Source organism: Arthrobacter sp. NEB 688 (assembly GCF_013201035.1).
Classification (GTDB): Bacteria; Actinomycetota; Actinomycetes; order Actinomycetales; family Dermatophilaceae; genus Phycicoccus.
Genome location: NZ_CP053707.1, coordinates 1,051,732 through 1,074,947, shown reverse-complemented (window position 1 = coordinate 1,074,947; position 23,216 = coordinate 1,051,732). Strand labels below are relative to the sequence as shown.

The 23,216-nt window shown below is 75.7% G+C and carries 23 protein-coding genes; 11 read left to right on the top strand and 12 right to left on the bottom strand.

Going from position 1 to position 23,216, the window contains the following annotated elements; genetic code table 11:
• Nucleotides 1-27: 27 nt before the first annotated feature.
• Nucleotides 28-2,628: an MMPL family transporter gene (locus tag HL663_RS05105; RefSeq protein ID WP_173027357.1), complete on the top strand. Its 2,601-nt coding sequence runs from the start codon at nt 28-30 to the stop codon at nt 2,626-2,628.
• A 200-nt stretch (nt 2,629-2,828) separates the two neighbouring features.
• On the opposite strand, the gene HL663_RS05100 is transcribed toward HL663_RS05105, so the two are convergent.
• Complete coding sequence (locus HL663_RS05100) at nt 2,829-3,050, bottom strand: hypothetical protein (RefSeq protein ID WP_173027356.1); 222 nt, start codon at nt 3,048-3,050, stop codon at nt 2,829-2,831.
• Between the two features lie 5 nt (nt 3,051-3,055).
• Here HL663_RS05100 and HL663_RS05095 point away from each other — a divergent pair, with 5 nt between their 5' ends.
• The 4 genes from HL663_RS05095 to HL663_RS05080 are packed head-to-tail and all read left to right on the top strand — an operon-like array spanning nt 3,056 to nt 5,856.
• Nucleotides 3,056-4,006 (top strand): FAD:protein FMN transferase, encoded by a 951-nt coding sequence (locus tag HL663_RS05095; protein WP_173027355.1) that lies wholly within the window; start codon nt 3,056-3,058, stop codon nt 4,004-4,006.
• Nucleotides 4,003-4,566 (top strand): ferric reductase-like transmembrane domain-containing protein, encoded by a 564-nt coding sequence (locus tag HL663_RS05090; RefSeq protein ID WP_173027354.1) that lies wholly within the window; start codon nt 4,003-4,005, stop codon nt 4,564-4,566. Before HL663_RS05095 ends, HL663_RS05090 begins: the two co-directional genes overlap by 4 nt.
• Nucleotides 4,563-5,660: an NADH-ubiquinone oxidoreductase-F iron-sulfur binding region domain-containing protein gene (locus HL663_RS05085; RefSeq protein ID WP_173027353.1), complete on the top strand. Its 1,098-nt coding sequence runs from the start codon at nt 4,563-4,565 to the stop codon at nt 5,658-5,660. Before HL663_RS05090 ends, HL663_RS05085 begins: the two co-directional genes overlap by 4 nt.
• Nucleotides 5,644-5,856 (top strand): ferredoxin, encoded by a 213-nt coding sequence (locus HL663_RS05080; protein ID WP_173027352.1) that lies wholly within the window; start codon nt 5,644-5,646, stop codon nt 5,854-5,856. The genes HL663_RS05085 and HL663_RS05080 overlap by 17 nt, the downstream gene beginning before the upstream one ends.
• A gap of 24 nt (nt 5,857-5,880) precedes the next feature.
• Here the strand turns inward: HL663_RS05080 and HL663_RS05075 are convergent, their stop codons facing one another.
• On the bottom strand, nt 5,881-6,795 hold the full coding sequence (locus HL663_RS05075; RefSeq protein WP_173027351.1) for a LysR family transcriptional regulator: 915 nt from the start codon (nt 6,793-6,795) through the stop codon (nt 5,881-5,883).
• Between the two features lie 81 nt (nt 6,796-6,876).
• On the opposite strand from HL663_RS05075, the gene HL663_RS05070 reads away from it, so the two are divergent.
• On the top strand, nt 6,877-7,044 hold the full coding sequence (locus HL663_RS05070; protein WP_173027350.1) for a hypothetical protein: 168 nt from the start codon (nt 6,877-6,879) through the stop codon (nt 7,042-7,044).
• 37 nt (nt 7,045-7,081) lie between these two features.
• Here the strand turns inward: HL663_RS05070 and HL663_RS05065 are convergent, their stop codons facing one another.
• Nucleotides 7,082-7,771, bottom strand: a complete 690-nt coding sequence (locus HL663_RS05065; RefSeq protein WP_173027349.1) for an exonuclease domain-containing protein — start codon at nt 7,769-7,771, stop codon at nt 7,082-7,084.
• Nucleotides 7,772-7,781: 10 nt separating this feature from the next.
• Entirely contained in the window at nt 7,782-9,653 is a 1,872-nt protein-coding gene (locus HL663_RS05060; RefSeq protein WP_173027348.1) for a DUF294 nucleotidyltransferase-like domain-containing protein, read from the bottom strand.
• Nucleotides 9,654-9,759: 106 nt separating this feature from the next.
• Between HL663_RS05060 and HL663_RS05055 the strand changes: the two genes are divergently transcribed.
• Nucleotides 9,760-10,020 carry a BatC protein gene (locus tag HL663_RS05055; RefSeq protein WP_173027347.1) on the top strand — a complete coding sequence of 87 codons (261 nt, stop codon included), beginning with the start codon at nt 9,760-9,762 and terminating at the stop codon, nt 10,018-10,020.
• Nucleotides 10,020-11,255: a cupin domain-containing protein gene (locus HL663_RS05050; protein ID WP_173027346.1), complete on the top strand. Its 1,236-nt coding sequence runs from the start codon at nt 10,020-10,022 to the stop codon at nt 11,253-11,255. The genes HL663_RS05055 and HL663_RS05050 overlap by 1 nt, the downstream gene beginning before the upstream one ends.
• On the opposite strand, the gene HL663_RS05045 is transcribed toward HL663_RS05050, so the two are convergent.
• Entirely contained in the window at nt 11,233-12,201 is a 969-nt protein-coding gene (locus HL663_RS05045; RefSeq protein ID WP_216842732.1) for a LacI family DNA-binding transcriptional regulator, read from the bottom strand. The two genes, HL663_RS05050 and HL663_RS05045, sit on opposite strands and share 23 nt — an antisense overlap.
• 366 nt (nt 12,202-12,567) lie before the next feature.
• Nucleotides 12,568-13,017, bottom strand: coding sequence for a rhodanese-like domain-containing protein (locus HL663_RS05040; RefSeq protein ID WP_173027345.1), 450 nt, complete (start codon nt 13,015-13,017; stop codon nt 12,568-12,570).
• Nucleotides 13,018-13,180: 163 nt separating this feature from the next.
• Between HL663_RS05040 and HL663_RS05035 the strand changes: the two genes are divergently transcribed.
• Nucleotides 13,181-13,951, top strand: coding sequence for a 3-hydroxybutyrate dehydrogenase (locus HL663_RS05035; RefSeq protein ID WP_173027344.1), 771 nt, complete (start codon nt 13,181-13,183; stop codon nt 13,949-13,951).
• Between the two features lie 38 nt (nt 13,952-13,989).
• Nucleotides 13,990-15,825: a helix-turn-helix domain-containing protein gene (locus HL663_RS05030; RefSeq protein WP_173027343.1), complete on the top strand. Its 1,836-nt coding sequence runs from the start codon at nt 13,990-13,992 to the stop codon at nt 15,823-15,825.
• An 83-nt stretch (nt 15,826-15,908) separates the two neighbouring features.
• Here the strand turns inward: HL663_RS05030 and HL663_RS05025 are convergent, their stop codons facing one another.
• Genes HL663_RS05025 through HL663_RS05000 form a run of 6 tightly spaced genes read right to left on the bottom strand, consistent with a single transcriptional unit; the run spans nt 15,909 to nt 21,402 of the window.
• Entirely contained in the window at nt 15,909-16,838 is a 930-nt protein-coding gene (locus HL663_RS05025; protein ID WP_173027342.1) for an alpha/beta hydrolase, read from the bottom strand.
• Complete coding sequence (locus HL663_RS05020) at nt 16,835-17,872, bottom strand: branched-chain amino acid ABC transporter permease (protein ID WP_173027341.1); 1,038 nt, start codon at nt 17,870-17,872, stop codon at nt 16,835-16,837. Before HL663_RS05020 ends, HL663_RS05025 begins: the two co-directional genes overlap by 4 nt.
• On the bottom strand, nt 17,869-18,753 hold the full coding sequence (locus HL663_RS05015; protein ID WP_173027340.1) for a branched-chain amino acid ABC transporter permease: 885 nt from the start codon (nt 18,751-18,753) through the stop codon (nt 17,869-17,871). The genes HL663_RS05020 and HL663_RS05015 overlap by 4 nt, the downstream gene beginning before the upstream one ends.
• Entirely contained in the window at nt 18,750-19,463 is a 714-nt protein-coding gene (locus HL663_RS05010) for an ABC transporter ATP-binding protein (protein ID WP_173027339.1), read from the bottom strand. The genes HL663_RS05015 and HL663_RS05010 overlap by 4 nt, the downstream gene beginning before the upstream one ends.
• Nucleotides 19,460-20,194, bottom strand: coding sequence for an ABC transporter ATP-binding protein (locus HL663_RS05005; RefSeq protein WP_173027338.1), 735 nt, complete (start codon nt 20,192-20,194; stop codon nt 19,460-19,462). The genes HL663_RS05010 and HL663_RS05005 overlap by 4 nt, the downstream gene beginning before the upstream one ends.
• Nucleotides 20,191-21,402, bottom strand: coding sequence for a substrate-binding domain-containing protein (locus tag HL663_RS05000; protein ID WP_173027337.1), 1,212 nt, complete (start codon nt 21,400-21,402; stop codon nt 20,191-20,193). The genes HL663_RS05005 and HL663_RS05000 overlap by 4 nt, the downstream gene beginning before the upstream one ends.
• Nucleotides 21,403-21,673: 271 nt before the next feature.
• On the opposite strand from HL663_RS05000, the gene HL663_RS04995 reads away from it, so the two are divergent.
• Nucleotides 21,674-23,050, top strand: coding sequence for an MBL fold metallo-hydrolase (locus HL663_RS04995; protein ID WP_173027336.1), 1,377 nt, complete (start codon nt 21,674-21,676; stop codon nt 23,048-23,050).
• Nucleotides 23,051-23,216: the final 166 nt, after the last annotated feature.

The following is a 23,216-nucleotide window of genomic DNA, read 5'->3' as shown; positions in this document are numbered from 1 at the left end:
ACCCTCTCGCCCGCCCCGGAGGCCCCCATGTCCACCGCCCTCTACCGCATCGGCCGCTGGTGCGCCGCGCACGCCTGGCGCGTGCTGGCCGCCTGGGTCGCGGTGCTCGTCGCCGTCGGCACCCTCGCCGGCACGGTCGGCACGCCGCTCACCAACCAGGTCTCCATCCCGGGCACCGAGTTCGAGCGGGTCGTCGAGCGGCTCGGCACCGAGATCCCCTCGGCCGCAGGCGGCTTCGGCCGGGTCGTCGTCGAGAGTGACTCCGGGTCGTTCACGGACGCGCAGAAGCAGGCAATCACCGAGGCGATGGACACGTGGAAGACCGTGCCGCACGTCCAGCGCGTCGTCGACCCCTTCGCGGCCCAGCAGCAGATCGACGAGTCCGCGCAGAAGCTCGCCGACAGCCAGGAGCAGCTGGCCGACGGCCGCGCGCAGCTCGAGAGCGGCACCGCGCAGCTCGCCGACGCGAAGGGGCAGCTCGCGGGCGGCGAGGCCTTCCTGGCGCAGCTCGAGAAGACCGACCCCGACGGGCAGGCGACGGCCGACCTGCGCGCCCAGGTCGAGGACGGCCAGCGCCAGGTCGCCGAGGGTCAGCAGAAGCTCGACGACGCCCGTGAGCAGCTGCTCGCCGGCGAGGCGCAGTACGCCGACGGCAAGACGGTCGCCGACGCCTCCGCCGGCACCCGGCTGGTCAGCGAGGACGGCCGCTACGCCGTCATCCAGGTGCAGTTCGACGACAACGCGCAGTCCATCGCGCCGGAGGACCGCGCGCTCATCCCCGAGAAGGGCGACCCGATCCTCGAGGCCGCCGGCGTCACGCCGAGCTACAGCGTCGAGATCACCCAGGCGCTCGAGTTCATCGGTCCCGGCGAGATCCTCGGCCTCGCCGTCGCGCTCCTCGTGCTCGTCCTCGTGCTCGGCAGCCTCGTCGCGGCCGGCCTGCCGCTGCTCGTCGCGCTGCTCGGCGTCGGCGTGGGCCTCGGCGGGGCGATGGCGGCGACCGCGTTCATCGAGCTCAACTCGACGACCCCGGCGCTCGCGCTGATGCTCGGCCTCGCGGTCGGCATCGACTACGCCCTCTTCATCGTCAACCGGCACCGCGCGAACATCCTCCACGGGATGCCGCTGCGCGAGTCGGTCGCCCGCTCGGTCGCGACCGCCGGCTCGGCGGTCACCTTCGCCGGCGCCACGGTCGTCATCGCCCTGGCCGCCCTCGTCCTGTCGGGCATCCCGATCCTCGCCGAGATGGGCCTGGTCGCCGCCGTCACCGTCGCCGTGTCCGTGCTCGTCGCGGTGACCGTCGCCCCGGCGGTCATGCGCCTCATGGGCACGCGCATCGTCTCACGGAGGGCCTGGCGCAAGGCCGGGTTCGCGACCCCCGCGGACGCCTCGAGCCGCCCCGACACCGCCGCCGACCGCCCGGAGGAGCACGGTGCCTGGTACGTCGGCGCCGTCACCCGCCGCCCGTGGCTGACCGTCCTCGGCGTCGTCGCCCTCGTCGGCGTCATGGCCGTGCCCGCCCTCGACATGCGCCTCGGCCTGCCCGACGGCGGCAGCGAGCCGACCGGCTCCAGCGCGTACACCGCCTACACCGCCGTGGCCGACGAGTTCGGGCCCGGGATGAACGGCCCGGTCGTCGCCGTCGCGGAGCTGCCGGCCGTCGACGGGACGCGCACCGACGCGCAGGTCCTCGACGCCCAGGCCAGCATCGCCTCGGCCCTGCGCGGGGTCGACGGCGTCGTCAGCGTCGTGCCCTTCGGCGTGAGCGAGGACAAGGAGACGCTCGCCTTCCAGGTCGTCCCGAGCACCGGCCCGGCCGACGAGGGGACGCCGGCCACGATCGACGGCATCCGCGGCGTCGCCTCGCTGCTGGAGCGCCACGACGGCGTCGAGATCGGTCTCACCGGCCAGACCGTGGCGAACATCGAGATCTCCGACCGCCTGCAGGGCGCGCTGCCGTTCTACCTGACGGTCGTCGTCGGCCTCTCGCTGCTCATCCTCATGGTCGTCTTCCGGTCGGTCGTCGTGCCGCTCGTCGCCACCGGCGGGTTCCTGCTCTCGGTCGTCGCGGCGTTCGGCGCGACCGTCGCGGTGCACCAGTGGGGCTGGCTCGGCGACTGGTTCGGGGTCACCCAGCCGGGCCCGATCCTGTCGTTCATGCCGATCATCCTCATCGGCGTCCTCTTCGGCCTGGCGATGGACTACCAGATGTTCCTCGTCTCCGGGATGCACGAGTCGCGGGCCCACGGCGAGGACGCCCGCACCGCGGTGCGCTCCGGGTTCGTCCACGGCGTCAAGGTCGTCACGGCCGCGGCGATCATCATGACCTCGGTCTTCCTCGGCTTCGCCTTCAGCCACCTCGTGATGGTCCGGCCGATCGGCTTCGGCCTCGCGGTGGGCGTGCTCGTCGACGCCTTCGTCGTCCGGATGACGCTGACGCCGGCGGTCATGCACCTCCTCGGCGAGCGCGCCTGGTGGATGCCCCGCTGGCTCGACCGGCTGCTGCCCGACCTCGACGTCGAGGGCGTGCGGCTCGCCGACCACCTCGCGCAGGAGGACGCCCGGACCACGCCGGCCGAGGCCGCGGACGCCGCCGAGGTGCGGGAGCCCGTCGCACCCCGCGCCTGACCCGCGAGCAGGGCACAGAGGAGGCATCGAGGTCGCACAGGTCCGCCACAGCGCTGGGGCGGATGGTCGAGGGGTCAGCACGTCCCGACTCCCCCGGAGGCGACCACCATGCGCACCACCCCTCGTGCCCTGCAGCGGGCCAAGGCCTGGACGGCCGGAGCCGTGCTCGCCGCCGCCCTGACCACCGGGGTCGCCGGATATCACCTCGCGACCGCGACGACGACGACCACGGCGAGCGCCGCGACGACGTCGACCTCGACGGACGACGGCTCCTCGGGGTCGGCCTCCTCCGGCTCGGACGACTCGAGCAGCTCGTCCGGGTCGAGCAGCAGCTCGTCGGGGGCGTCCGGGTTCTCCTCCACCGGTGGGGTGTCCGGCAGCAGCGGGTCGTCGCAGTCGACGACCCACGGGTCCTGAGGCACCGGCCGTGCCCCCCGCACCGTCGACCCTCACCTTCCCGGCGGCGACCGAGCTCGAGGCCATCGGCACGAGCGTCCGGCTCCTCGTGACCGAGCCGCTCGTGCTCGCCGAGGCGGAGGCGATCGTGCGCGACCACCTCGCGGACCTCGACCGGGCCGCCTCGCGCTTCCGGCCCGACTCCGAGGTGAGCCGGCTCGCCGCGGCCGCCGCCCACGGTCCCGCCGGCGCGCTCGTCTCCCCCGTCCTCGCGAGCAGCCTGCGGGCGGCACTGCGCGCCGCACGCCTCACGGACGGGCTCGTCGACCCCACGGTCGGGCGGGCGGTCGCGGCCTCCGGCTACGACGCTGACCTGGAGGTCGTCCGCGGCCGCACGGCGTCGGTGCTCCAGGCCGCCCCCGTGCCCGGCTGGCGCAGCATCCACCTCGACGCGGCGACCGACCGCGTCGAGGTCCCCGCGGGCTGCCTGCTCGACCTCGGGGCCACCGCCAAGGCGCACGCCGCCGACGTCCTCGCCGACCGGCTCGCGACCCGGCTGCCCGGGGGCTTCCTCGTCGACCTCGGCGGCGACATCGCCGTGGGCGGCCCCGTGCCGCAGGACGGCTGGCGGGTCGGCGTCGAGGACGTCGACGGTGGCGTCGTCCAGGTGCTCGCCCTGCGGCGCGGCCAGGCCGTCGCGACGAGCTCGACCCGGCGGCGCACCTGGGCCGTCGCCGACGGCAGCACCCGCCACCACGTCCTCGACCCCCGCACCGGCGCCACGGCCCCGGCGACGTGGGCGCAGGTCACCGTCGTCGCGGCGAGCGCCCTCGAGGCCAACGCCGCCTCGACCGCGGCGGTCGTCCTCGGCGACGACGCCCCCGCCTGGCTCGCGGCCGCCGGCCTGCCCGCCCGCCTCGACACCGGCCACGCCGTCGTCACCACCCCCGGCTGGCCCGACCCCACGGAGGTGACCTCGTGAACGAGGCACTCTGGTACCTCTCGCGCGCGACCGGCGTCGCGAGCATCGTCCTGCTCACCGCCGTCGTCGACCTCGGCGTCGTCACCGCCGGCCGGCGCCGGCCGCACGGCGAGTCCGCGACCGTCGTCATGGCCGTGCACCGCTGGCTCTCCCTCGGGATGCTCACCTTCGTCACCGTCCACGTCGCGACGGCCGTCGCCGAGACCTACGTGAGCATCGACGCCGTCTCCGCCGTGCTGCCGTTCACGAGCGGCTACGAGCGGTTCTGGGTCGGGCTCGGCACGCTCGCGCTCGACCTGCTGGCCGTCGTCGCGGCGACCTCGTGGCTGCGGCCGCACCTGCCCGAGCGCGCCTGGCGGTGGGTGCACCGGGCCACCTACGCCCTCTGGCCGAGCGCCCTCGTGCACGGCTTCGCGCTCGGCACCTCCGACCAGCCGGGCCTGCGGGCCGTCACCGCGGCGTGCGGGGCCGTCGGCGTCGCGGCCGTCGTGTGGCGCCTGCTCGCCACGCACGCCGACCGGGCCCGCCGCGACGTCGTCCTCGGGGGTGAGTGGTCGTGAGCCTCGTCGAGGACCTGCACGCCGCCGGGCTGACCGGCCGGGGCGGCGCGGCGTTCAGCACCGGCGTCAAGGTCGCGGCCGCCCACGACCACGGCGCCCACCTCGTCGTCAACGCCTGCGACGGCGAGGTCGGCGCCGCCAAGGATGCCTTCGTCGTCGAGCACCACCTCGCCGAGCTCGTCGAGGGAGCCCACCTCGTCGCGCCCGGCCGGGGCCGGAGCATCCGCTTCGCCACCCACCGGGGCTCGCGCACCGCCGCGCTGCTCGCCGCCGCGGGCCTCGACGTGCTCGAGATCCCGGGGCGCTACGTCTCCTCGGAGGAGAGCGCCCTCGTCTCCGCCGCGCAGGGCGGCCTGGCGCGCCCGATGACCAAGCGCCGCCCCTTCGTCACGGGCGGCCGGGACGCCCAGGGTCGCCGCGTGCCGCCGACCGTCGTCCTCAACGCCGAGACCGTGTGGCGCATCGCCCAGGTCGCGACCCACGGGCCGGCGTGGTTCCGCTCGGTCGGCACCGACGCCGAGCCCGGGCCCCGCCTGGTCACCCTGACCGGCGCCGTCGCGTGGCCCGGCGTCCTCGAGACGCGCGCCGGGGTGCCGGTCGCCGACCTCCTCGCGGCCGCCGCGCCGCAGGAGGGCGCCGAGCACGTCGTCGTCGGGGGCCTCGGCGGGGCGCTCGTCCCGCTGCGCTCCCTCCGGGCGCTGCGCTGGACCGGCGAGGACCTCGCGACGGTGGGCGCCACGATCGGGCCGGGGGTCGTCGACGTCCTCGACCCGCAGCGCTGCCCCGTCCGCACCGTCGGCGGGTACCTGCGGTACGCCGCCGGGGAGACCGCCGGGCAGTGCGGTCCGTGCATGTTCGGGGTGCCGGCGCTCGCCGCCGCCTGGGACCGCCTCGCCGCCGACCCCGGCCCCGCCGCCGTGCACGAGGTGCGCCGGCACGCGGGCCTGCTGCCCGACCGCGGGGCCTGCCGCTTCCCCGACGGCGTCTCGCACTTCGCCGCCTCGGCGCTGCGGGCGCTCGGCCCCCACCTCGACGCCCACGCCGCCGGGACCTGCCCGGCGCACGAGAGGAGCACCCGTGCCCACCACGCCTGAGCCCGCCCCGGCGCTGCGGGTCGACCGCGTCGCCTGCACCGGCCACGGGGTCTGCGCCACGCTCCTGGCCGGGCGGGTCCGCCTCGACGAGTGGGGCTACCCCGTCGTCGACGACGCGCACGTGCCCCGACCGGACGGCGACCGCGCCCTCGCCTTCTGCCCGGCCCGCGCCCTCTACTGGTCCGACCGCCGCTGACCCGCCGCGCGCGGACCGGCCGCCTCAGCGCGCCGAGCGCCGCCGCGGGGACCAGGCCGGGTGCGAGATGAGCTCCTCGAGGAGCTGCACCGCGCGCTCGGCCGGGGCGCTCGAGGCCCCGAGCTGGCGCACGACGGCCGAGAGGTGGCGCACCGGCGCCGGCGGGGCGAGGTCGACGCGCACGACCGACGGCGGCAGTCCTCGCGCCGCGAGGCCCGGCATCACCGAGACGCCGACGCCGGCCGCCACGAAGCCGATGGCCGTGTGGTGGTCCTGGGCCTGCACCGTGAAGCGGGGCCGCAGCCCGACCGCCGCGCAGGCCGCCACCAGCAGGCGGTGCCCGACCGCGTGCGGGTAGTCGCTGCTCACCCACGTCTCGCCGCGCAGGTCGGTCAGCGCGATCTGCGCCTCCCCGGCGAGCGCGTGGTCGCGCGGGAGCACCGCCACGAACGGGTCGTCGGTGAGGTCGACGCGGCGCAGGCCGGCGGGCAGCGGGGTGTCCGGCGGGTCGATCGCGAGGTCGAGGTCCGGGCGGGGGCCACGCTGCTCGACCTCGTTGAGCCGCAGCTCGAGGACGAGGTCGGGGAACTCGCTCGTCAGCCGGCGCACGAGGCTCGGCATCCAGGCCGACCCGGCGCTCGCGAAGTAGCCGATGGACAGGCGTCCCGAGCGGCCGTCGCGCAGGTCGGAGACGACGTGCTCGAGGCGGCTCCACTGGCTCATCGGCTCGTCGCTCTGCTCGTCGAGGACGAGGGCCGCCTCGGTCGGGACGATGCCCCGTCCGGAGCGCTGGAAGAGGGTCAGCCCGGTCTCGCGCTGGAGCGCCGCGAGGTGCTGGCTGACGGCCGAGGAGGTGAGGCCGAGGTTGTCGGCGGCGGCCTGGACCGAGCCGCTGGCGACGACCGAGCGGAAGACCGTGAGGCGGTGCGGGTCGAGCATCCACCAATGTTAAGCGTTACTGCGGGATACTTCAGCAAAGTCGCGTTGTGCTGCACGATCTGCAGGCGGATCATGGACGTCATGAACGCCGCATCGCTCTCCGTCCAGAAGGCCCGTCACCTCGCGAGCACCCTCCGTACCAACCGCCTCTCCGGGCGTGGCTGGGACGGCCAGGTCGACCGCGACCTCGTCCGCGAGACGCACGAGATCTACCTCCTCGCGCAGTCCGCCACCCCGCGTCACATCTGAGCACCCACCGGGGGCCCAGCAGCACGCAGACCGACCCTCACGCCACCACGTGGCGGAGGGTCGTCGTCGTCCCCGGGGCCTCGAGGTGCGCCCGCTGCGCGAGGTAGAGCTCGGCGCAGGCGAGCGCGTCGGTCACCGCCTCGTGCGCCCGGTAGACCGGCAGGCCGTGGCGCGCCCGGGCGGTCCACAGCCGCAGCGCCCCCGGGTCGGACGCGGCGTCCCACCCCGGGCCGAGGGCCCGTCGCTCCAGCTCGAGGGTGTCGACGACCTCGACCGGCAGCCCCGCCCCCCAGAGCCGCTCGCACGCGGCGCCGAGGAAGGTCGTCTCGACCCGGGCGAAGTGCGCGAGCATCACCCGCCCGGCGAGGGCCCGCAGGAGCGCGCCGAGCGCCTCCTCCAGCGGGAGCCCGGCGGCGAGGGCGTCGTCGGTGATGCCGTGCACGGTCGCGCTGCGCCCCACCTCCCCCGCGTCGGCGACCACGTGCCCCCCGGCTCGGCCGAGGTCGATGCGCCCCCCGTCGACCGGCACCCAGCCGAGCGACAGGACCCGGTCGCGGGCCGGGTCCAGCCCGGTCGTCTCGACGTCGACGGCGAGCAGCGGCAGGTGCGCGAGCGGGGTGTCGCGCGGCGGCGACGGTGACGCGAGGAGGTCGGCGAGCGGGCCGGGGGCGACCCGGCGCAGGGCGCGCTCGCGCCGCTCGGCGACCGTGCGGCGCAGCAGGCTCACGCGGCCCCGCTCACGAGACGTACCGGGTGTGGTGGCGGCGCCCGAGCGCCTGCTGGGCCGAGCGGACGATGGCGAAGGCCTCCCGCAGGTGGCGCTTCTCGAAGCTGGAGAGGGTCCCCGGGTCGACGAAGTCGTCGGGCGGCCGGCCGTCCCGCACCTGCGCGGACTGGTGGCGCAGCCGCACGTAGCCGAGGAACTCGAAGGCGTCGCGCAGGTCGTCGGCGAGGTCGTCCGCGAGCGCGCCGGCCAGCCGGGCGTCCTCGAGGCGGGCGCGGGTGGTGAGCGCCGGGGACCCGGTCGCGAGGGCGTGGACCCGGGCCAGCTCGACGACGGGGAGGATGCCGCCGCGCTTGACCTCCAGCCGGTCCCGGTGCTCGCCGGCCTTCTCGAGCACCAGGCCCCGGAAGAAGCCGAGCGGCGGCTCGTGCTCCGTCGCCTGCCGCGCGAGGTGGGCGAGGAAGGTCGGGGCCGAGGGCGTGACCGCGAGGACGTGCTGCTGGAGGCGGGCGTGCAGCGACGCGTCCCCGTGGACCGGCCGCAGGTCGAAGACGATCGAGGAGTGCAGCACCGCCTCCGGGGTGGGGGTGGTGACCCACGACGACAGCTCGCGCCGCCACCCGCGCAGCGTCCGCCGCCAGCGGGGGTTGCTCGCCATCACCCCGCCGGAGCACCGGGGCAGGCCGCAGCGCACGAGGGCCTCGGTGACCCGCTCGGCGAACGTCGCGAACCACGCCAGGCCCGCGTCGTCGACGGCGTCGTCGATGACGAGCGCGGTGTCCTGGTCGCTGGCGAGCGCCTGCTCGAGCCGCCCCCGCGACCCGAGCGCCAGCCAGCAGTAGGGCACCGGCGCCGGTCCCATCTCCTCCTCGACGAGGGCGATGAGCCGCCGCTCGACGGCGTCGCCGACGGCCGTGACGACCCGGCCGATGTCCTCGGCCGAGGCGTCCTGCCCGACGAGCCCCTCGACGACCCGCGGCAGCCGCGAGGCCGCCCGGGCGACGCCCTCGACGTCCGGCTGACGGGCGACGTCGCCGGCGAGGTAGACCGGGTTGGCCTCCTCCAGCCGCAGCAGGTCGGTCGTCGTGACGACCCCGGCCGGCCGGCCCGCCGCGTCGACGAGCGGCAGGTGGTGGATGTGCCGGCTCGTCATCGTCAGCAGCGCCTCGAACGCCAGCGACTCCGCCGGGGCCGTCACCGGGTGGGGCGTCATGACGTCGGCCACGGCCGACCCGGGGTCGGTGCCCGCCGCGAGGACCCGGCTGCGCAGGTCGCGGTCGGTGAGGATGCCGACGAGCCGCCCGGCGTCGAGCACGACGAGCGACGAGACGCGCTCGGCGGTCATCGTCGCGGCGGCCTCCCGGATGCTCGCCGTCGCCGGCACCGAGACGACGTCGCGCGCGACGAGCTCGTGGACCGGCGTCGTGAGGATGGCGTGCCCCGAGGCCGAGACGTGCAGGCCGGCGACGGCTCCCCGCATCCGGTGGCGGCGCTGGGCGTCGAAGAACGCGTCGAAGGCCGGGTGCTCGCGGCAGAGGGCGTGGAAGTCGTCCTCGGGCAGGAGGAGGACGAGGCAGTCCTCGATCGCGGTGACCGAGAAGGTCGACGGGGTGCCCTGCGTCAGCGTGATGGACCCGAACGAGCTGCCGGGCTCGCCGCGGTCGACGAGCGTGCCCTCGGCGTCGCGGACGTCGGCCGCCCCCGACCGCAGGACGTGCAGGTGGTGGTTCTCCTGCCCCCGCGCGACCAGCTCGCGCCCCCGCCGCACGTACTCGAGCGACATCCGCGCCGGCAGCCCCGCGAGGACGCGTGGGGGCAGCCCGGCGAACGGCTCGTGCGCGGCGAGGAAGTCGCGGACCTCGGCCAGCTCGACGTCGAGGGGCATGCGCCCATCGTCCCAGCGTGCGCGCGAGCCACACAACGGCGCGCTGACCTGCTGGGATGAGGAGACTCGGGTGCCGCAACGGCGCCCCGGCGAAAGGGTGGGCACGATGAGCGAGAACCCGACCGAAGGACCGGCCGACAGCGACGCCGGCGCTCCCGGCATCCCCGGCGAGCACGACGGCGGCGCGGACGGCGGCGCCGGCGCCGAGGGTCCCGCCGACAGCGGCGCGGGCCAGGAGACCGTCCCCGGCCAGGAGGACGGTGGCGCCGACGGCGACGCCGAGGGTCCGGCCGACAGCGGCGCCGGCGAGCCGGGTGCGCCCGGCGAGCACGACGGTGGCGCCGACGGCGGGGCCGACGGGTCCTGATGACCGACGTGCACGACCCCGGGCCCCCGGCCCCGGTCCCCTCGGGGGCCGGCCGGGGGCTCGGGCCGTTCGTCGCCCTGCCCCCGGAGCGCTTCGCGGCCGAGCACTGGGACCGCGCCCCGCTGCTCACCCGGGCCGCCGACCTGCCCGCGCCGACCCACGGCTTCGGGGCCGACGCGGTCGACGAGCTGCTCTCGCGCCGGGCGCTGCGCACGCCGTTCCTGCGGATGGCCAAGGACGGCGCGACGCTCGACGCGCGCGAGCTGACCCTCGGCGGCGGGGTCGGCGCGAGCATCACCGACCAGGTGAGCGAGGACCGCGTGCTGCGGCACTTCGCCGACGGCGCGACCATCGTCCTCCAGGGCCTGCACCGGACGTGGGCGCCGGTGTCCGACACCGCCCGTGGGCTGTCGTCGGCCCTCAGCCACCCCGTGCAGGTCAACGCGTACGTCACGCCGCCGCAGAACCGCGGCTTCGACGACCACTACGACGTCCACGACGTCTTCGTCGTGCAGGTGGCCGGCGAGAAGCACTGGCGCGTGCGGCCGCCCGTCCTCGAGGCGCCGCTGCGCGGCCAGCCGTGGACCGACCACCGCGACGACGTCCGGGCCGCCGCCGAGCAGGAGCCGGTCGTCGACGCCGTGCTCGCCCCCGGCGACTGCCTCTACCTGCCCCGGGGCTGGCTGCACTCGGCGACCGCCCTCGGCGGCACGAGCATCCACCTGACCTTCGGCGTGCACGTCTGGACCCGTCGGACCCTCGCGGACGACCTGCTGGCCGCCGTCGGCCGCGTCCTCGACGACGACCTCGCGCTGCGACGGGCCCTGCCCCCGGGCGTCGACGTGCTCGACCCCCGGACCGTCGCGAGCGCCCGGGAGGCGCTGCGCGAGAGCGTCCTCGCCGCGCTCGACGCCGTGCGCGACGAGGACCTCGCGGCCGCCCTGGCCCGGGGGGCGCGGGCGGCCGAGCGGGCCGAGCCGCTGGGGGTGCTCGCGCAGCACGCCGCCGCCGACGCCGAGGTCGGCCCGCGCTGGCGGGTCCGCGACGGGCTCGCCGCCCGGTGGGAGGGACCGACGCTCGTCACGCGGGTCGGGCGGGTGGCGCTGGACTCGGCCGACGCGGCCGAGGTCGGGGCGCTGCTCGCCGGGAGCTCGGCCCCGGACGACCTCGCGCCGCGCCTGCGCCGCCGGCTGGCCCTCGCCGGCGTGCTCGTCAGCGGGCCGTCGAGCCCCTGACGACCAGGCGCGTCTGGAGGACGGTGTCGGGCGGGACCTCGCGCCCGGCGATGCGGCCGAGCAGGACCTCGACCATGACCCGGCCCATCCGCGCGACCGGCTGGCGCACGCTCGTCAGCTCGGGGTCGGTGTGGCGGCAGACCGGGGCGTCGTCGAAGCCGACGAGCCCGACGTCGGTGGGCACGTCGAGGCCGGCCTCGCGCAGGACCCGCAGGGCGCCGACGGCCATGAGGTCGGACGCGGCGAAGACACCGTCCGGGGGCGGACCGGCGGCCAGCACCTCGGCCATCGCCCGGCGCCCGCTCTCCTCGGAGTAGTCGCCGACGGCCACGGCGACCTCGGCGCGGTCGAGCCCCGCGGCCTCGGCGGCGTCGAGCGCCCCGACGAGCCGGTCGCGCCCCGAGGACATGTCCTGGGGGCCGGCGAGCACGGCCAGGCGCCGTCGGCCAGTGGAGACGAGGTGGTCGACGGCGCTGCGTCCGCCGGCGAGGTTGTCGATGTCGACGACGTAGTCCGGGCGGCCGGTCGCCGGGCTGCCACCGCAGACCGTCGGCACCCCGCGGCCCTCGAGCAGCGCGGGCAGCGGGTCCTCGGCGTGCAGCGAGAGCAGGAGGACGCCGTCGACGTGCTGCTCGGTGAGGTAGGCCGCGGCCCGCTCGCGCCCGCCGGCGGCGCCGGCCATCGTCAGGACGAGCTGGAGCCCCGCCTCGGTGAGGCGCTCGCCGATGCCGCGGACGATGCCGGCGAAGTAGGGCTCGCCGAACACCCGCTCCTCGGGCTCGGAGACGACGAGGACGACGGTGTCGGTGCGCCGCGTGACGAGCGAGCGCGCGGCCCGGTTGGGCACGTAACCGAGCTCGGCGACCGCGGCGAGGACGGCCGCGCGCGCCGATGGGCTGACCTGCGGGGAGTCGTTGAGCACGCGCGACGCGGTGCCGCGGCCCACCCCCGCATGGGCCGCGACCTCGGCGAGGGTGGGAGGCCGCCCGGCTCCCGTGCCGCGGCCGGGTTCCCACACGGCGGCCGCGGCACGGGTGCCGGACGGGTGCGGACGGTGGCCGACCTCAGGAGGGCCGGTCACCGTGGGAGCGCTCCCATCCGTCACCGCGCCAGTCTCCCCACCCGGTCGCCGCCGCGTCAACGCCCCGTCCACGACGTGTCCGAACCGTGACCGCCTTCACCCCCGCCGCGGTGCGCCCCACCTGTCGGGGTGACCCCGAGATGTCCACCGGGCCCCGGCTCGGAGCCGGGGTCTCGTGGACGAACCGGGGTGACGCGCCTGCGGTCGGCCCCGGGCAACGGGCGGCGACGCTCAGCCGGTGACGACCTCGCCGTCGGCCTGCTGCCAGGCGCCGATGCCGCCGGTGAGGTCGTAGGCCCCGGTGAAGCCCGACTGCGCCATCGCCTCGAGCGCCACCCCGCTGCGGTTGCCGGAGCGGCAGTACACGGCATAGGCGCCGGCCGGGTCGAGCTGCGCCATCCGCGCGCCGAAGTCGGCGCCCTCGATGTCGAGGTTGACGGCGCCCGGCAGGTGGCCCTGCGCGAACTCGCCCGGCGTGCGCACGTCGAGGACCGTCGTCCCGGGGCGCTTGAGCGCGGCCGCGAACTGGGCCGCGTCGAGGTGTGCGCCGGCGCTCGGCGCCGCGGTGGCCGCCGCGCCGGCGGTGGCGCTCACCTGCGGACCCTCGGAGCCGCAGGCCGCGAGCGTGCCGGTGGTGAGGACGGTGAGGACGAGGACCGTGGCGAGACGGCGCAGACGCATCGGGGCTCCCGGATGGACGGTGTCGGACCAGCCCACGATATACCCCTAGGGGTAACAGCGCCGCTCGGTCGTCGACGACGGTCGCCGCGCACCACCGCCCCGCCGGCAATGTGTGACGCGCACACACCGGGCGCGGCGGTCCTCATCCCTACTGTCGAGCCCCATGACCGCAGCGAGCACCCTCCCCGCCCTCGACCTCGCCGGCCGCACCGCCCTCGTCACCGGCGCCGCGAGCGGCATCGGCGAGGCCGTCGCGCTCGCCCTCGCCGGGGCCGGCGCGAAGGTGCACGCCGTCGACCGGGACGCCGCGGGCCTGGAGCGCCTCGGCGCCGTGACGGGCGTCCAGCCCCACGTCGTCGACCTCAGCGACCTCGACGCCATCGCGGGCCTGCCGACCGACGTCGACGTCCTCGTCAACAACGCCGGCATCCAGCACGTCGCCCCGCTCGAGGACTTCCCCGTCGACCGCTTCGACCTCATCCTCGACCTGATGCTCCGAGCACCCTTCCGGCTCGTCCGGCAGTCGCTGCCGCACATGTACGACCGCGGCTGGGGCCGCGTCGTCAACGTCTCGAGCGTCCACGGGCTGCGGGCCAGCGCCTACAAGGCCGCGTACGTCTCGGCCAAGCACGGGCTCGAGGGCCTCTCGAAGGTCGTCGCGCTCGAGGGCGGCCCGAAGGGCGTCACGTCCAACTGCCTCAACCCGGCCTACGTCCGCACCCCGCTCGTCGAGAAGCAGGTCGCCGACCAGGCCCGCTCGCACGGCATCTCCGAGGACGAGGTCCTCGAGTCGGTGATGCTCGAGCCGGTGGCCGTCAAGCGCCTCGTCGAGCCGGCCGAGGTCGCCGAGCTCGCCCTCTTCCTCTGCGGCCCGGCGTCGGCGTCGGTCAACGGGTCCGCGTTCACGATGGACGGCGGCTGGACGGCGCACTGAGCGCCTCCGACGCCGACCACGTGCCTACTATCGACGGGATGACGAGCGCGGCGGACCCCGGAGGGGAGCAGGAGGGGGCCCTGCGGCTGCTCGCGCTCCTCGCCGACGACGCGACCGTGGCCGAGGTCGCCGCCGTCCCCGCGCCCGCCGCGGCGCGCGAGCTCGCGGTCCGCGTGGCCGCCGCCCGCGAGGTGCACCAGCGCCGCGAGGCCGGGCTGTCGGCGCTGCTCGAGACCGCACGCGCCCTGGCCAGCGAGAGCGACACCGCCCAGGTCCTCGACGCGATCGTGCGGCGCGCCCGCGCGCTGCTCGGCACCGACCTCACGTACCTGACGCTGCACGACCCCGAGCACGGCGACACCTACATGCGGGCCACCGACGGCTCGGTGTCGGCGGCCTTCCAGTCGGTGCGCCTCGAGCTCGGCGCCGGCCTCGGCGGGCTCGTCGCCTCGACGCGCAAGCCGTACTGGACGGCCGACTACTGGAACGACGAGCGCTTCGTCCACACCTCCGACATCGACGGCGCGGTGTCCGAGGAGGGCATCATCGCCATCTGCGGCACCCCGCTGCTCGTCGAGAACACCTTCGTCGGGGTGCTCTTCGCCGCCAACCGCACCCCGCGCCCGTTCACCCGCGAGGAGGTCGCCCTGCTCGGCAACCTCGCGACCCTCGCGGCCGTCACCCTCGTCCAGACCCGCGCGCTCGCCGACGCCGAGTCGGCGCTGGCCGCCCTCTCCGAGGCCCACGAGACGGTGCGGCAGTACGCCGACGGCATCGAGAAGGCAGCGGCGGCCCACGACCGCTTCGCCTCGCTCGTCCTCGGCGGTGGCGGCACCGAGGACCTGACGCACGCGCTGGCCGACCTCCTCGGCGGGTGGGCCGCGCTCGTCGACGAGGACGGCGGCGTCCGCAGCACGACCCCCGGGGCCGTCCTGCCCGCGGACTTCCCCGACCTGCGCGCCGGCCGGCTCGTGACGCACGGCGGGGTGCACGGCCTGGCCGTCGCGACCGGCGACGAGCACCTGGCGACCCTCTACGTCGGCGGCACCGGCGACCTCACGGATGCCGACCGCCGCACCGTCGAGCGCGCCGGCGTCGTCACGGCCCTCGTGCTGCTCTTCGAGCGGCAGGCCGCCGACTCCCGGCAGGCCGCGCGCAACCGGGTCGTCGCCGAGCTGCTCGCGGCGCGCGGGCCCGCCGAGGACCGCGTCCAGCTGGTCCGGACGACCGGCACGGACCCCGACGCCCCGTACTGCCTCCTCGTCCTGCGCGGCGACGCGACCTCCTCGACCCGCGCGCTCGCCCTGTCGGCGTCCGCCGCCGCCGGCGACGGCGGGCTCGTCGGCGTCCAGGACGGCGACGTCGTGGCGCTCGTGCCCGGGTCGGACGCCGGGGCGCTCGCGCGCTCGATGGCCACCCGCGTGGGGCGGCGCGGTGACGTGACGGTGGCCGGCGTCGGGCCGCTGACCGGCGTCGACGCCATCCCGGCCGCGCACGAGGAGGCGACCCGGACGGTGGCGGCGCTCGTCGCCCTCGGCCGGCGCGGCGAGGGCGCGGCGGCGACGCAGCTGGGGTTCGCCGGCCTCATCGTCGGCTCCGACCCCGACGTCTCCGCCTACGTGACGCACGAGCTCGGCGCGCTGCTCGACTACGACGCCCGCCGGGGCACCGACCTCGTCGGCACGCTGGCGGCCTGGTTCGCCGCGGGCCGCTCGCCCCGGCACGCCGCGACCCGGCTGCACGTGCACGTCAACACGGTCGCGCAGCGCCTCGACCGGATCGGCGCGCTGCTCGGCGACGGCTGGCAGGAGCCGGAGCGCTCGCTCGAGCTCCAGCTCGCCCTGCGGATGCGCGACCTCCTCGCCGCCGACTGACCGACCGCGCCTTTCCGCGAACGTGTGTGAACTCGCCGGTGATCCCCGGCGAGTTCACACACGTTCGCGGTGAGGGAGGGGGATCAGGGGGTCGGCGGGAGCATCCGCTCGACGGCGTCGGCGACGGCCGTGACGCCGGCCGGCTCGAGGACGACCGAGTAGTGGTCGGCGTCGACGTCGCTCGTGCGCAGGGCGTCCGGCAGGTCGAGGGCGGCGAGGCGCTGCGGGTCGTAGAGGCCCTGCGGCTCGGCCATCAGCCCGCGGTGCGCCCAGACGAGCTCGACCGGCAGCCCGCGATCGACGGCCACCCGGGCGGCGCCGTGCGTCTCGGGGTCGGCGAGGACGTCGGCCCCGTCGGCGCGGACGGCGTCGAGGACGCACGAGCTGCGCCATCCGCCGTCGCCGTCCTCGACGAGGTCGGCCAGCACGTAGCGGCGGGCGGCGTCCCCGGCCGGCCCGCGCAGCACGGGGCCGAGGGCGGGGTGGGCGTCCCAGAAGGCCAGGTACTCGTCGGCGGAGGCGAAGCGCATCGACAGCCGCTGCATCGCCGGCCCGATGACCGCCTGCAGCGCGGCGTCGACGTCGAGGTCCGGCGGGGCGGGGAAGGCCAGCCCGCCGTCGACGAGCACGACCCCCGAGAACCGCTCGGGATGCCGCGCCGCGGCGAGCGCCGAGACGAAGCCGCCCATCGAGTGGCCGACGAGCACCGGCGCCGCGGCGAAGGCCGACGCGATGCCCGCGAGGTCGTCGGCGTGCACCCCGAGCCCGTACGGGCCGGGGGCGGCGGCGCTCGCGGCGCGCCCGCGCAGGTCGGGGGCGAGCACCCGGACGGCACCGGGCCGGCGGCGGCCGAGCTCGTCGGCGACGCGCTGCCACGACAGGCCGTTGGCGGTGATGCCGTGGACGGCGAGGACGACGGCGGCCTCCTCGGCCACCGGGCCGGTCGTCAGGTCGTGGACGGCGAGGTGCCCCTCGGGCAGCTCGATGACGAACGCGGGCTCGACGATGCTCATGTCCGCACACCCTTCCGTACGAGGCGGCCCCCGAGGCCGGTCAGGCCGCTCGGGGCGAAGTAGACGACGACGACGAAGAACGCGCCGAGGACGAACAGCGGCTGCGACAGCACCGACTGCAGCGCCCCGGGCAGCGAGTCGAGGATGCCCGAGCCGCTCGCCTCGGTGAGCCGGGCGTCGGCGTAGTGGTAGAGGAAGCCGCCGACGACCGCACCCCACGTGCTGCCGGCGCCGCCGAGCACGACCATGACGAGCAGCGAGAGCGTGAACTCGGCGGTCGTCAGGTGCGGCCCGGACCCGCCGAGCACGAGGGCGTGGACGACGCCGCCGAGCCCGCCGAGGAAGGACCCGACGACGAGCGCGAGCAGCTTGACCCGGTAGACCGACAGCCCCAGCACGGCCGCGCGGGACTCGTTCTCGCGCACCGCCGCCATCGCGTGGCCGGCGCGCGAGCGCACGAGCAGCCGGACGACGACGACCGCGACGACGAGGAACGCCAGGGCCAGCCAGTAGCGGTACGGGGCGTTGGCGACGCCGACGAGCAGGTCCGGCACGGCGTCGCGCGCGAGCGCCTTGCCCTCCTCGCCGCCGGTCACGCCCGCGGGGTCGCGCAGCACGATGATGGACGCCGCCTGCGCGAATGCGAGGGTGACCATCGCGAAGGCGATGCCACCGACCCGCAGCGCGACCGCGCCCACGACGAGGGCCAGCAGCGTCGTCCCGCCGAGCGCGACGAGCACCGCCAGCGGGAGCGGCATCGACCACTCGGCGAGCGAGACGGTCAGCAGGTAGCTGCCGGCGGCGATGAACAGGGCGTGCCCGAAGCTCAGCAGGCCGGTGCGCCCGAAGACGACGTCGTAGCTGAGCGCGAACCCGGCGAAGACGAGGCACGTCGCGAGCAGCTGCATCGAGCCCGGCCCGTTGACCCGCCCCGGCAGGAGCCCGGGCACCGAGAACGACAGGTACGGCAGGTACGCCAGCAGCGCGAGGAGCAGGACCGGAGGCAGGACCCGGAGGAGCGGACGGGCGCTCATGCGGTGGCCCCTTTCAGCGAGGACGGGCGCAGCAGGAGGACGAGGGCGAGCAGCAGGACGACCGAGAGGTCGCCGATCCCGCTGGCCGCGTAGTAGTTCGCGAGCTGCTGGACGAGCCCGACCGCGACGGCGGCGACCGCGGTGCCGGTCAGCGACCCCATCCCGCCGATGACGACGACGATGAACGCGTAGATGAGCAGCGAACCGCCCTGGAGCGGCGACACCGTGCCGGCGTACTGCGAGTAGAGGACGCCGGCGAGGGCCGCGACGGCGCCGCCGAGCCCGAAGACGACGGTGAAGGTGCGCCGGACGTCGATGCCGAGCGCCTGGACCATCGTGCGGTTCTCGACGCCGGCCCGGATGACCAGCCCGAGGCGCGTGTGGTTGAGGAGCGCCAGCAGGCCGCCGTAGAGGGCCAGGGCGACCGCGAGGTAGAGGAACCGGTCGACCGGCAGCCGCGCCCCGAGCACCTCGACCGTGCCGGTCAGCAGCCGCGGCCTGGCGACCGGGTGGGGGTCGGAGCCCCAGATGCCCTGCACCGCAGCCACGCTCGCGAGCGAGAGGCCGACGGTGACGAGCACCTGCTGGATGTGGTGCCGGTACAGCGGGCGGATGAGGACGACCTCGACGAGCACGCCGACGACGGCGCCGACGAGCACCGCCACGACGGCCGCGACGAGCAGCCGCAGCCCGACGGCCATCGACGCCGGGAGGGCGTCCATCGTCAGCCACGCGGCATACGCGCCGCCGGTCATGAACGAGCCGTGGGCGAAGTTGAGCACGCCCATCAGTCCGTAGACGAGCGAGAGGCCGCTCGCGGCGAGGAAGTACAGCGCCCCGAGGCCGAGCCCGGTGACGAGGACGAGGACGAGGTCGCTCACGCCATCTCCTGCCGTCGCATCGAGACGCCGAGCAGCTCGGTCGTCAGGTCGGGGTCCTCGACGAGCGCCCGCGCCTCGCCCCGGTGCACGACCCGTCCGGCGTCGAGGACGACGACGGTGTCGGCGATGCGGCGCACGAGGGGCAGGTTCTGCTCGACGAGGAGGACCGGGGTCGTCCGGGCCACGCGGGCGAGGACGTCGGCGACCTCGGTGACGAGCTTCGGGGCGAGGCCCTTCGTCGGCTCGTCGACGAGGAGGAGATCGTTCTCGCGCAGCAGGACCCGCGCGAGCGCGACCATCTGCTGCTGCCCGCCCGAGAGCGTCCCGGCCTTCTGCGCCCGGCGGGCCAAGAGGTCGGGGAAGAGCTCCTCGACGATCGGGGCGTCAGTGCCCGTCGTGCCGCCGACGAGGCGCAGGTTCTCGTCGACGGTCAGCCCACCGAAGACCTCGCGGTCCTCGGGGACGTAGCCGATGCCACCGGCGACGATGCGGTGCACGGGGTTGCCGGTGATGTCGCGGTCGCGCAGGCGGATGCCCCCGGTGCGCGGCGCGAGGCCGAGCACCGCCTTGAGGGTCGTCGTCTTGCCGACGCCGTTGCGGCCCAGCAGGGCGGTGACGCCGGTGTCGGGCACCTCGAACGAGACGCCCTGGAGGACGTGCGAGCCGCCGTAGCGGACGTGCACGTCGTCGAGGGTGAGGACGCTGGTCACAGTGCTTCTCCCAGGTAGGCCTGCTGGACGCGCTCGTCGGCCGTCACCTCGTCGGGCGCGCCGACCGCGAGGAGGCTGCCGTGGTGCAGCACCGCGACGCGGTCGGCGAGGCCGAGGACGACGTGCATGTGGTGCTCGACCATCGCGACGGCCACGCCGGAGTCGCGGACCTCGCCGATGATCTCGGTCAGCCCGTCGACGTCCTCGGCCGAGACGCCGGCCATCGGCTCGTCGAGCAGCAGCGCGCGCGGGTCGGACGCGAGGGCCATGGCGAGCTCGAGCTTGCGGCGACCGCCGTGCGACAGGTCGCGGGCGAGGGTTCCGGCGGTGCCGCCCATCCCGACCCGCTCGAGCAGCTCCTCGACCCGGCCGGCCGCGACGGACGCCGCGCGGCGGAAGGGCGAGGCCGGGGCCGGGCCGGAGCCCTGGACCGCGAGCCGCACGTTCTCGCCGGCGGTCAGGCCGTCGAACAGCGCCGAGGTCTGGAACGAGCGGGCCAGCCCGAGCCGCGAGCGCTTCGTGGCGGATGCCCGGCTCACGTCGGCCCCGTCGAGGGTGACCCGGCCGGTGGTCGGGCGGGTCACCCCCGAGAGGACGTTGACGAGCGAGGACTTGCCGGCGCCGTTCGGGCCGATGATGCCGACCAGCTCGCCGGCGGCGACCGTCAGGCTGACGTCCTCGAGGATGCGCGCGCCCCCGACCTGCCAGCCGACGGCCTCGGCGCCGATCACTTGAAGGCGCTGACCGGCGGGGCGACGGCCTGCGGGTCGAGCGTCCTGCCCGGCTTGACGGCGTACCCGTCGCCGCTCTTCTCGAGGGACGCGGTGAACATCGGCTGCAGCAGGGCGTGGTCCTCGGGGCGGATGGTCATCTGCCCCTTCGGCCCCTCGAAGCTCCAGCCCTCGAGGGCCGTGACCATGGCGTCGGTGTCGTCGGCGCTCTTCTCGAGCGCGTGGACGACCATCTGGGCGGCGACGAAGCCGTCGTTGGTGAAGAGGTCGACCGAGCCGCCCTGCTCCTTCATCCCCGCGTCGAGCGCCTGGTAGGCCGGGTTGTCGGCCGCGCCCTCGTAGAAGTGCGAGAGGAAGTCGATCTTCGTGGCGGACTCGCCGAAGAGGGCGTGCGTCGGCTTGATGTCGAGACCGGTGACGACGGTCGTCACGTCGAAGACGCCCTGCTGCGAGAGCGAGGTCCACATCTGGGTGGCGTTGGCGCCGGCCCACGCGACGAAGAGCAGGTCGGGCTTCGCGGCCTTGATCTTGCTCGCGAACGGGGTGAACTCGGTCGCGGCGGCGGGGACCTCGACGGCCGAGACGGTCGCGCCCTTCGTGCCGAGGACGCTCGTCACGGCGGCGACGTTGGCCTTGCCGAAGGCGCTGTCCTGGGCGAGGACCGTGACCTTCTTGCCCTCGACGTCGCCGATCATCGTGCCGGCGGTCGCGACGTCCTGGAAGGTCTGACGGCCGGAGCGGAAGGTGTACTCGTTGGCGCCGGTGACGGCGTCGACGGCGGCGGGGCCCGAGATGAAGAGGACCTTGTTGTCCTTGGCCAGCGGGGCGACCTGGAGGGCGACGCCGGACGAGGTCGAGCCGGCGAGGACCTTGACGCCCTGGCCGATGAGGTCGGTCGCGGCGGCGACGGCCTTGGCGGGGTCGCCGGCGTCGTCCTGCTCGGTCACCTCGACCTGACGGCCGCCCACGGCGTTGGTGCCCTGCGTGGCGTAGTCGAGGCCGGCCGTGAACCCCTGCCGGTACTGCTCGCCGTACGTGGCCAGGGGGCCGGACTTGCTGTAGACCAGCCCCACCTCGACGGGGCCGCTCGAGGCGGACGACCCCGAGCCGGCGCCGCTGTCGGCACCGGGCTCCCCGGGGGTGCCGCAGGCCGCGAGGGCCAGGATCAGGGCTGCGCTCGCCACGGCGAGAACTGGGCGACGGTGCACGGGTTCCTCCTCCGGGGGGACGCTCGCGCCATTGCTGCAACGAATTCCGTTGACGCCCCTGCCGATTCGAGGACCGTAATCGCCGGTCAGCGGGCGCTCCGTGGGCGCGCGCCCCACAACCCCGCCGTGCGCCTGTGGGGCGGGGCCACCCCCGCGCGGCGGGGATGCCGGGCCACGGCCCTGGTTGCGCCTTGGACATATACCCCCTAGGGTATTTGCCAGAGCCCGGGGACCGCACGGCCCGACCACCACCTTCCCGACCGGAGGACCGATGATCTTCACCCAGTACTACCTCGACTGCCTCTCGCAGGCCTCCTACCTCGTCGCCGACGAGACCACGGGTCAGGCGGTCGTCGTCGACCCGCGCCGCGACGTCGCCGAGTACGTCGAGGACGCCCGGGCCCGTGGGCTGACCATCGTCGGGGTCGTCAACACCCACTTCCACGCCGACTTCGTCTCCGGCCACCTCGAGCTGGCGCGCGAGACGGGCGCCTGGATCGGCTACGGCGAGGCCGCGCAGGCCGACTTCGAGGTCCGCCACCTCGCCGACGGCGAGCGCATCTCGCTCGGGGACGTGACCCTCGAGATCATGGCGACGCCGGGGCACACCCCCGAGTCGATCTCGGTGCTCGTCCTCGAGCACGCCGACGACGAGGTCGCGTACGGCGTCCTCACCGGTGACGCGCTCTTCATCGGTGACGTCGGCCGCCCGGACCTGCTCGCGTCCATCGGCGTCACCGCCGACGGGCTCGGCCGGATGCTCTACGACTCGATCCAGCACCGGCTCATGGGGCTCGACGACGCGGTGCGCGTCTTCCCGGCCCACGGCGCGGGCTCGGCGTGCGGCAAGAACCTCTCGACCGAGAAGCAGTCGACGATCGGCGAGCAGCGGCGGTTCAACTACGCCTGCCAGCCGATGACGGAGGAGCAGTTCCTCGCCGTCGTCACCGCCGGCCAGCCCGCCGCCCCCGAGTACTTCGTCTACAACGCGATCCTCAACCGTCAGGAGCGTGAGGTCCGCGAGCTCGACGTCGCGGTGCCGGCGCTCGACGCGGACGCGGTCGACGCAGCGCTCGCGTCCGGCGCCGTGGTGCACGACGCCCGCGACCCGCAGGAGTTCGCCGCCGCCCACCTCGAGGGAGCGGTCAACGTCCCGGTCGACGGCCGGATGGCCGAGACCGTCGGGATGGTCTTCGCGCCGGAGCAGCGGATCGTCGTCATGGCGCCGGAGGGTCAGGAGCAGGAGGTCGCGACCCGCTTCTCGCGCATCGGCTTCGACCACGTCGTCGGGTACGTCGCCGACGTCGAGGGCTTCCTCCTCGCGCACGCCGACCGCGTGCGCCGGGCCAGCCGGCTCACCGTCTCCGAGGCGGCCGAGGCCGCCGCGACCGGTGACGTGCAGCTCGTCGACGTCCGCAACGCCGGCGAGGTCGAGAACGGCACCATCCGGGGCGCCCGTCACATCCCGCTCGCCGAGCTGGGCCGCCGCAGCGAGGAGCTCGACCCGGGCCGCCCGGTCGTCGCGTTCTGCGCGGGCGGGTGGCGCAGCTCGGTCGCGACGAGCCTGCTGCGCTCGCGCGGCTTCGCCGACGTCTCCGACGTGCTCGGCGGCTACGCGGCGTGGGACGCCGCGCACGCCAGGGCCTGAGCGCACTCCCCCGCCGAAGCCCCCGGGCGCCTCTCGCCGCCCGGGGGCTTCGTCGCGCGCGCAGAAAGGTCGCGCGCGAGACCCTGTGGCCGGTGCCCGGACCGATACCGTCCCGGGTGTGCACCTCGGTGCACGGGGCCCCGGACAGACGGCGGCGGAGCGGAGA

What these genes read in the sequence shown, in the direction of transcription:
- HL663_RS05035 (WP_173027344.1), top strand. Translation starts at nt 13,181, where the DNA reads ATGACCGCAGCGAGCACCCTCCCCGCCCTCGACCTCGCCGGCCGCACC.
- HL663_RS05060 (WP_173027348.1), bottom strand. Translation starts at nt 9,653, where the DNA reads ATGCCCCTCGACGTCGAGCTGGCCGAGGTCCGCGACTTCCTCGCCGCG.
- HL663_RS05050 (WP_173027346.1), top strand. Translation starts at nt 10,020, where the DNA reads ATGACCGACGTGCACGACCCCGGGCCCCCGGCCCCGGTCCCCTCGGGG.
- HL663_RS05040 (WP_173027345.1), bottom strand. Translation starts at nt 13,017, where the DNA reads ATGCGTCTGCGCCGTCTCGCCACGGTCCTCGTCCTCACCGTCCTCACC.
- HL663_RS04995 (WP_173027336.1), top strand. Translation starts at nt 21,674, where the DNA reads ATGATCTTCACCCAGTACTACCTCGACTGCCTCTCGCAGGCCTCCTAC.
- HL663_RS05055 (WP_173027347.1), top strand. Translation starts at nt 9,760, where the DNA reads ATGAGCGAGAACCCGACCGAAGGACCGGCCGACAGCGACGCCGGCGCT.
- HL663_RS05025 (WP_173027342.1), bottom strand. Translation starts at nt 16,838, where the DNA reads ATGAGCATCGTCGAGCCCGCGTTCGTCATCGAGCTGCCCGAGGGGCAC.
- HL663_RS05020 (WP_173027341.1), bottom strand. Translation starts at nt 17,872, where the DNA reads ATGAGCGCCCGTCCGCTCCTCCGGGTCCTGCCTCCGGTCCTGCTCCTC.
- HL663_RS05070 (WP_173027350.1), top strand. Translation starts at nt 6,877, where the DNA reads ATGAACGCCGCATCGCTCTCCGTCCAGAAGGCCCGTCACCTCGCGAGC.
- HL663_RS05075 (WP_173027351.1), bottom strand. Translation starts at nt 6,795, where the DNA reads ATGCTCGACCCGCACCGCCTCACGGTCTTCCGCTCGGTCGTCGCCAGC.
- HL663_RS05030 (WP_173027343.1), top strand. Translation starts at nt 13,990, where the DNA reads ATGACGAGCGCGGCGGACCCCGGAGGGGAGCAGGAGGGGGCCCTGCGG.
- HL663_RS05105 (WP_173027357.1), top strand. Translation starts at nt 28, where the DNA reads ATGTCCACCGCCCTCTACCGCATCGGCCGCTGGTGCGCCGCGCACGCC.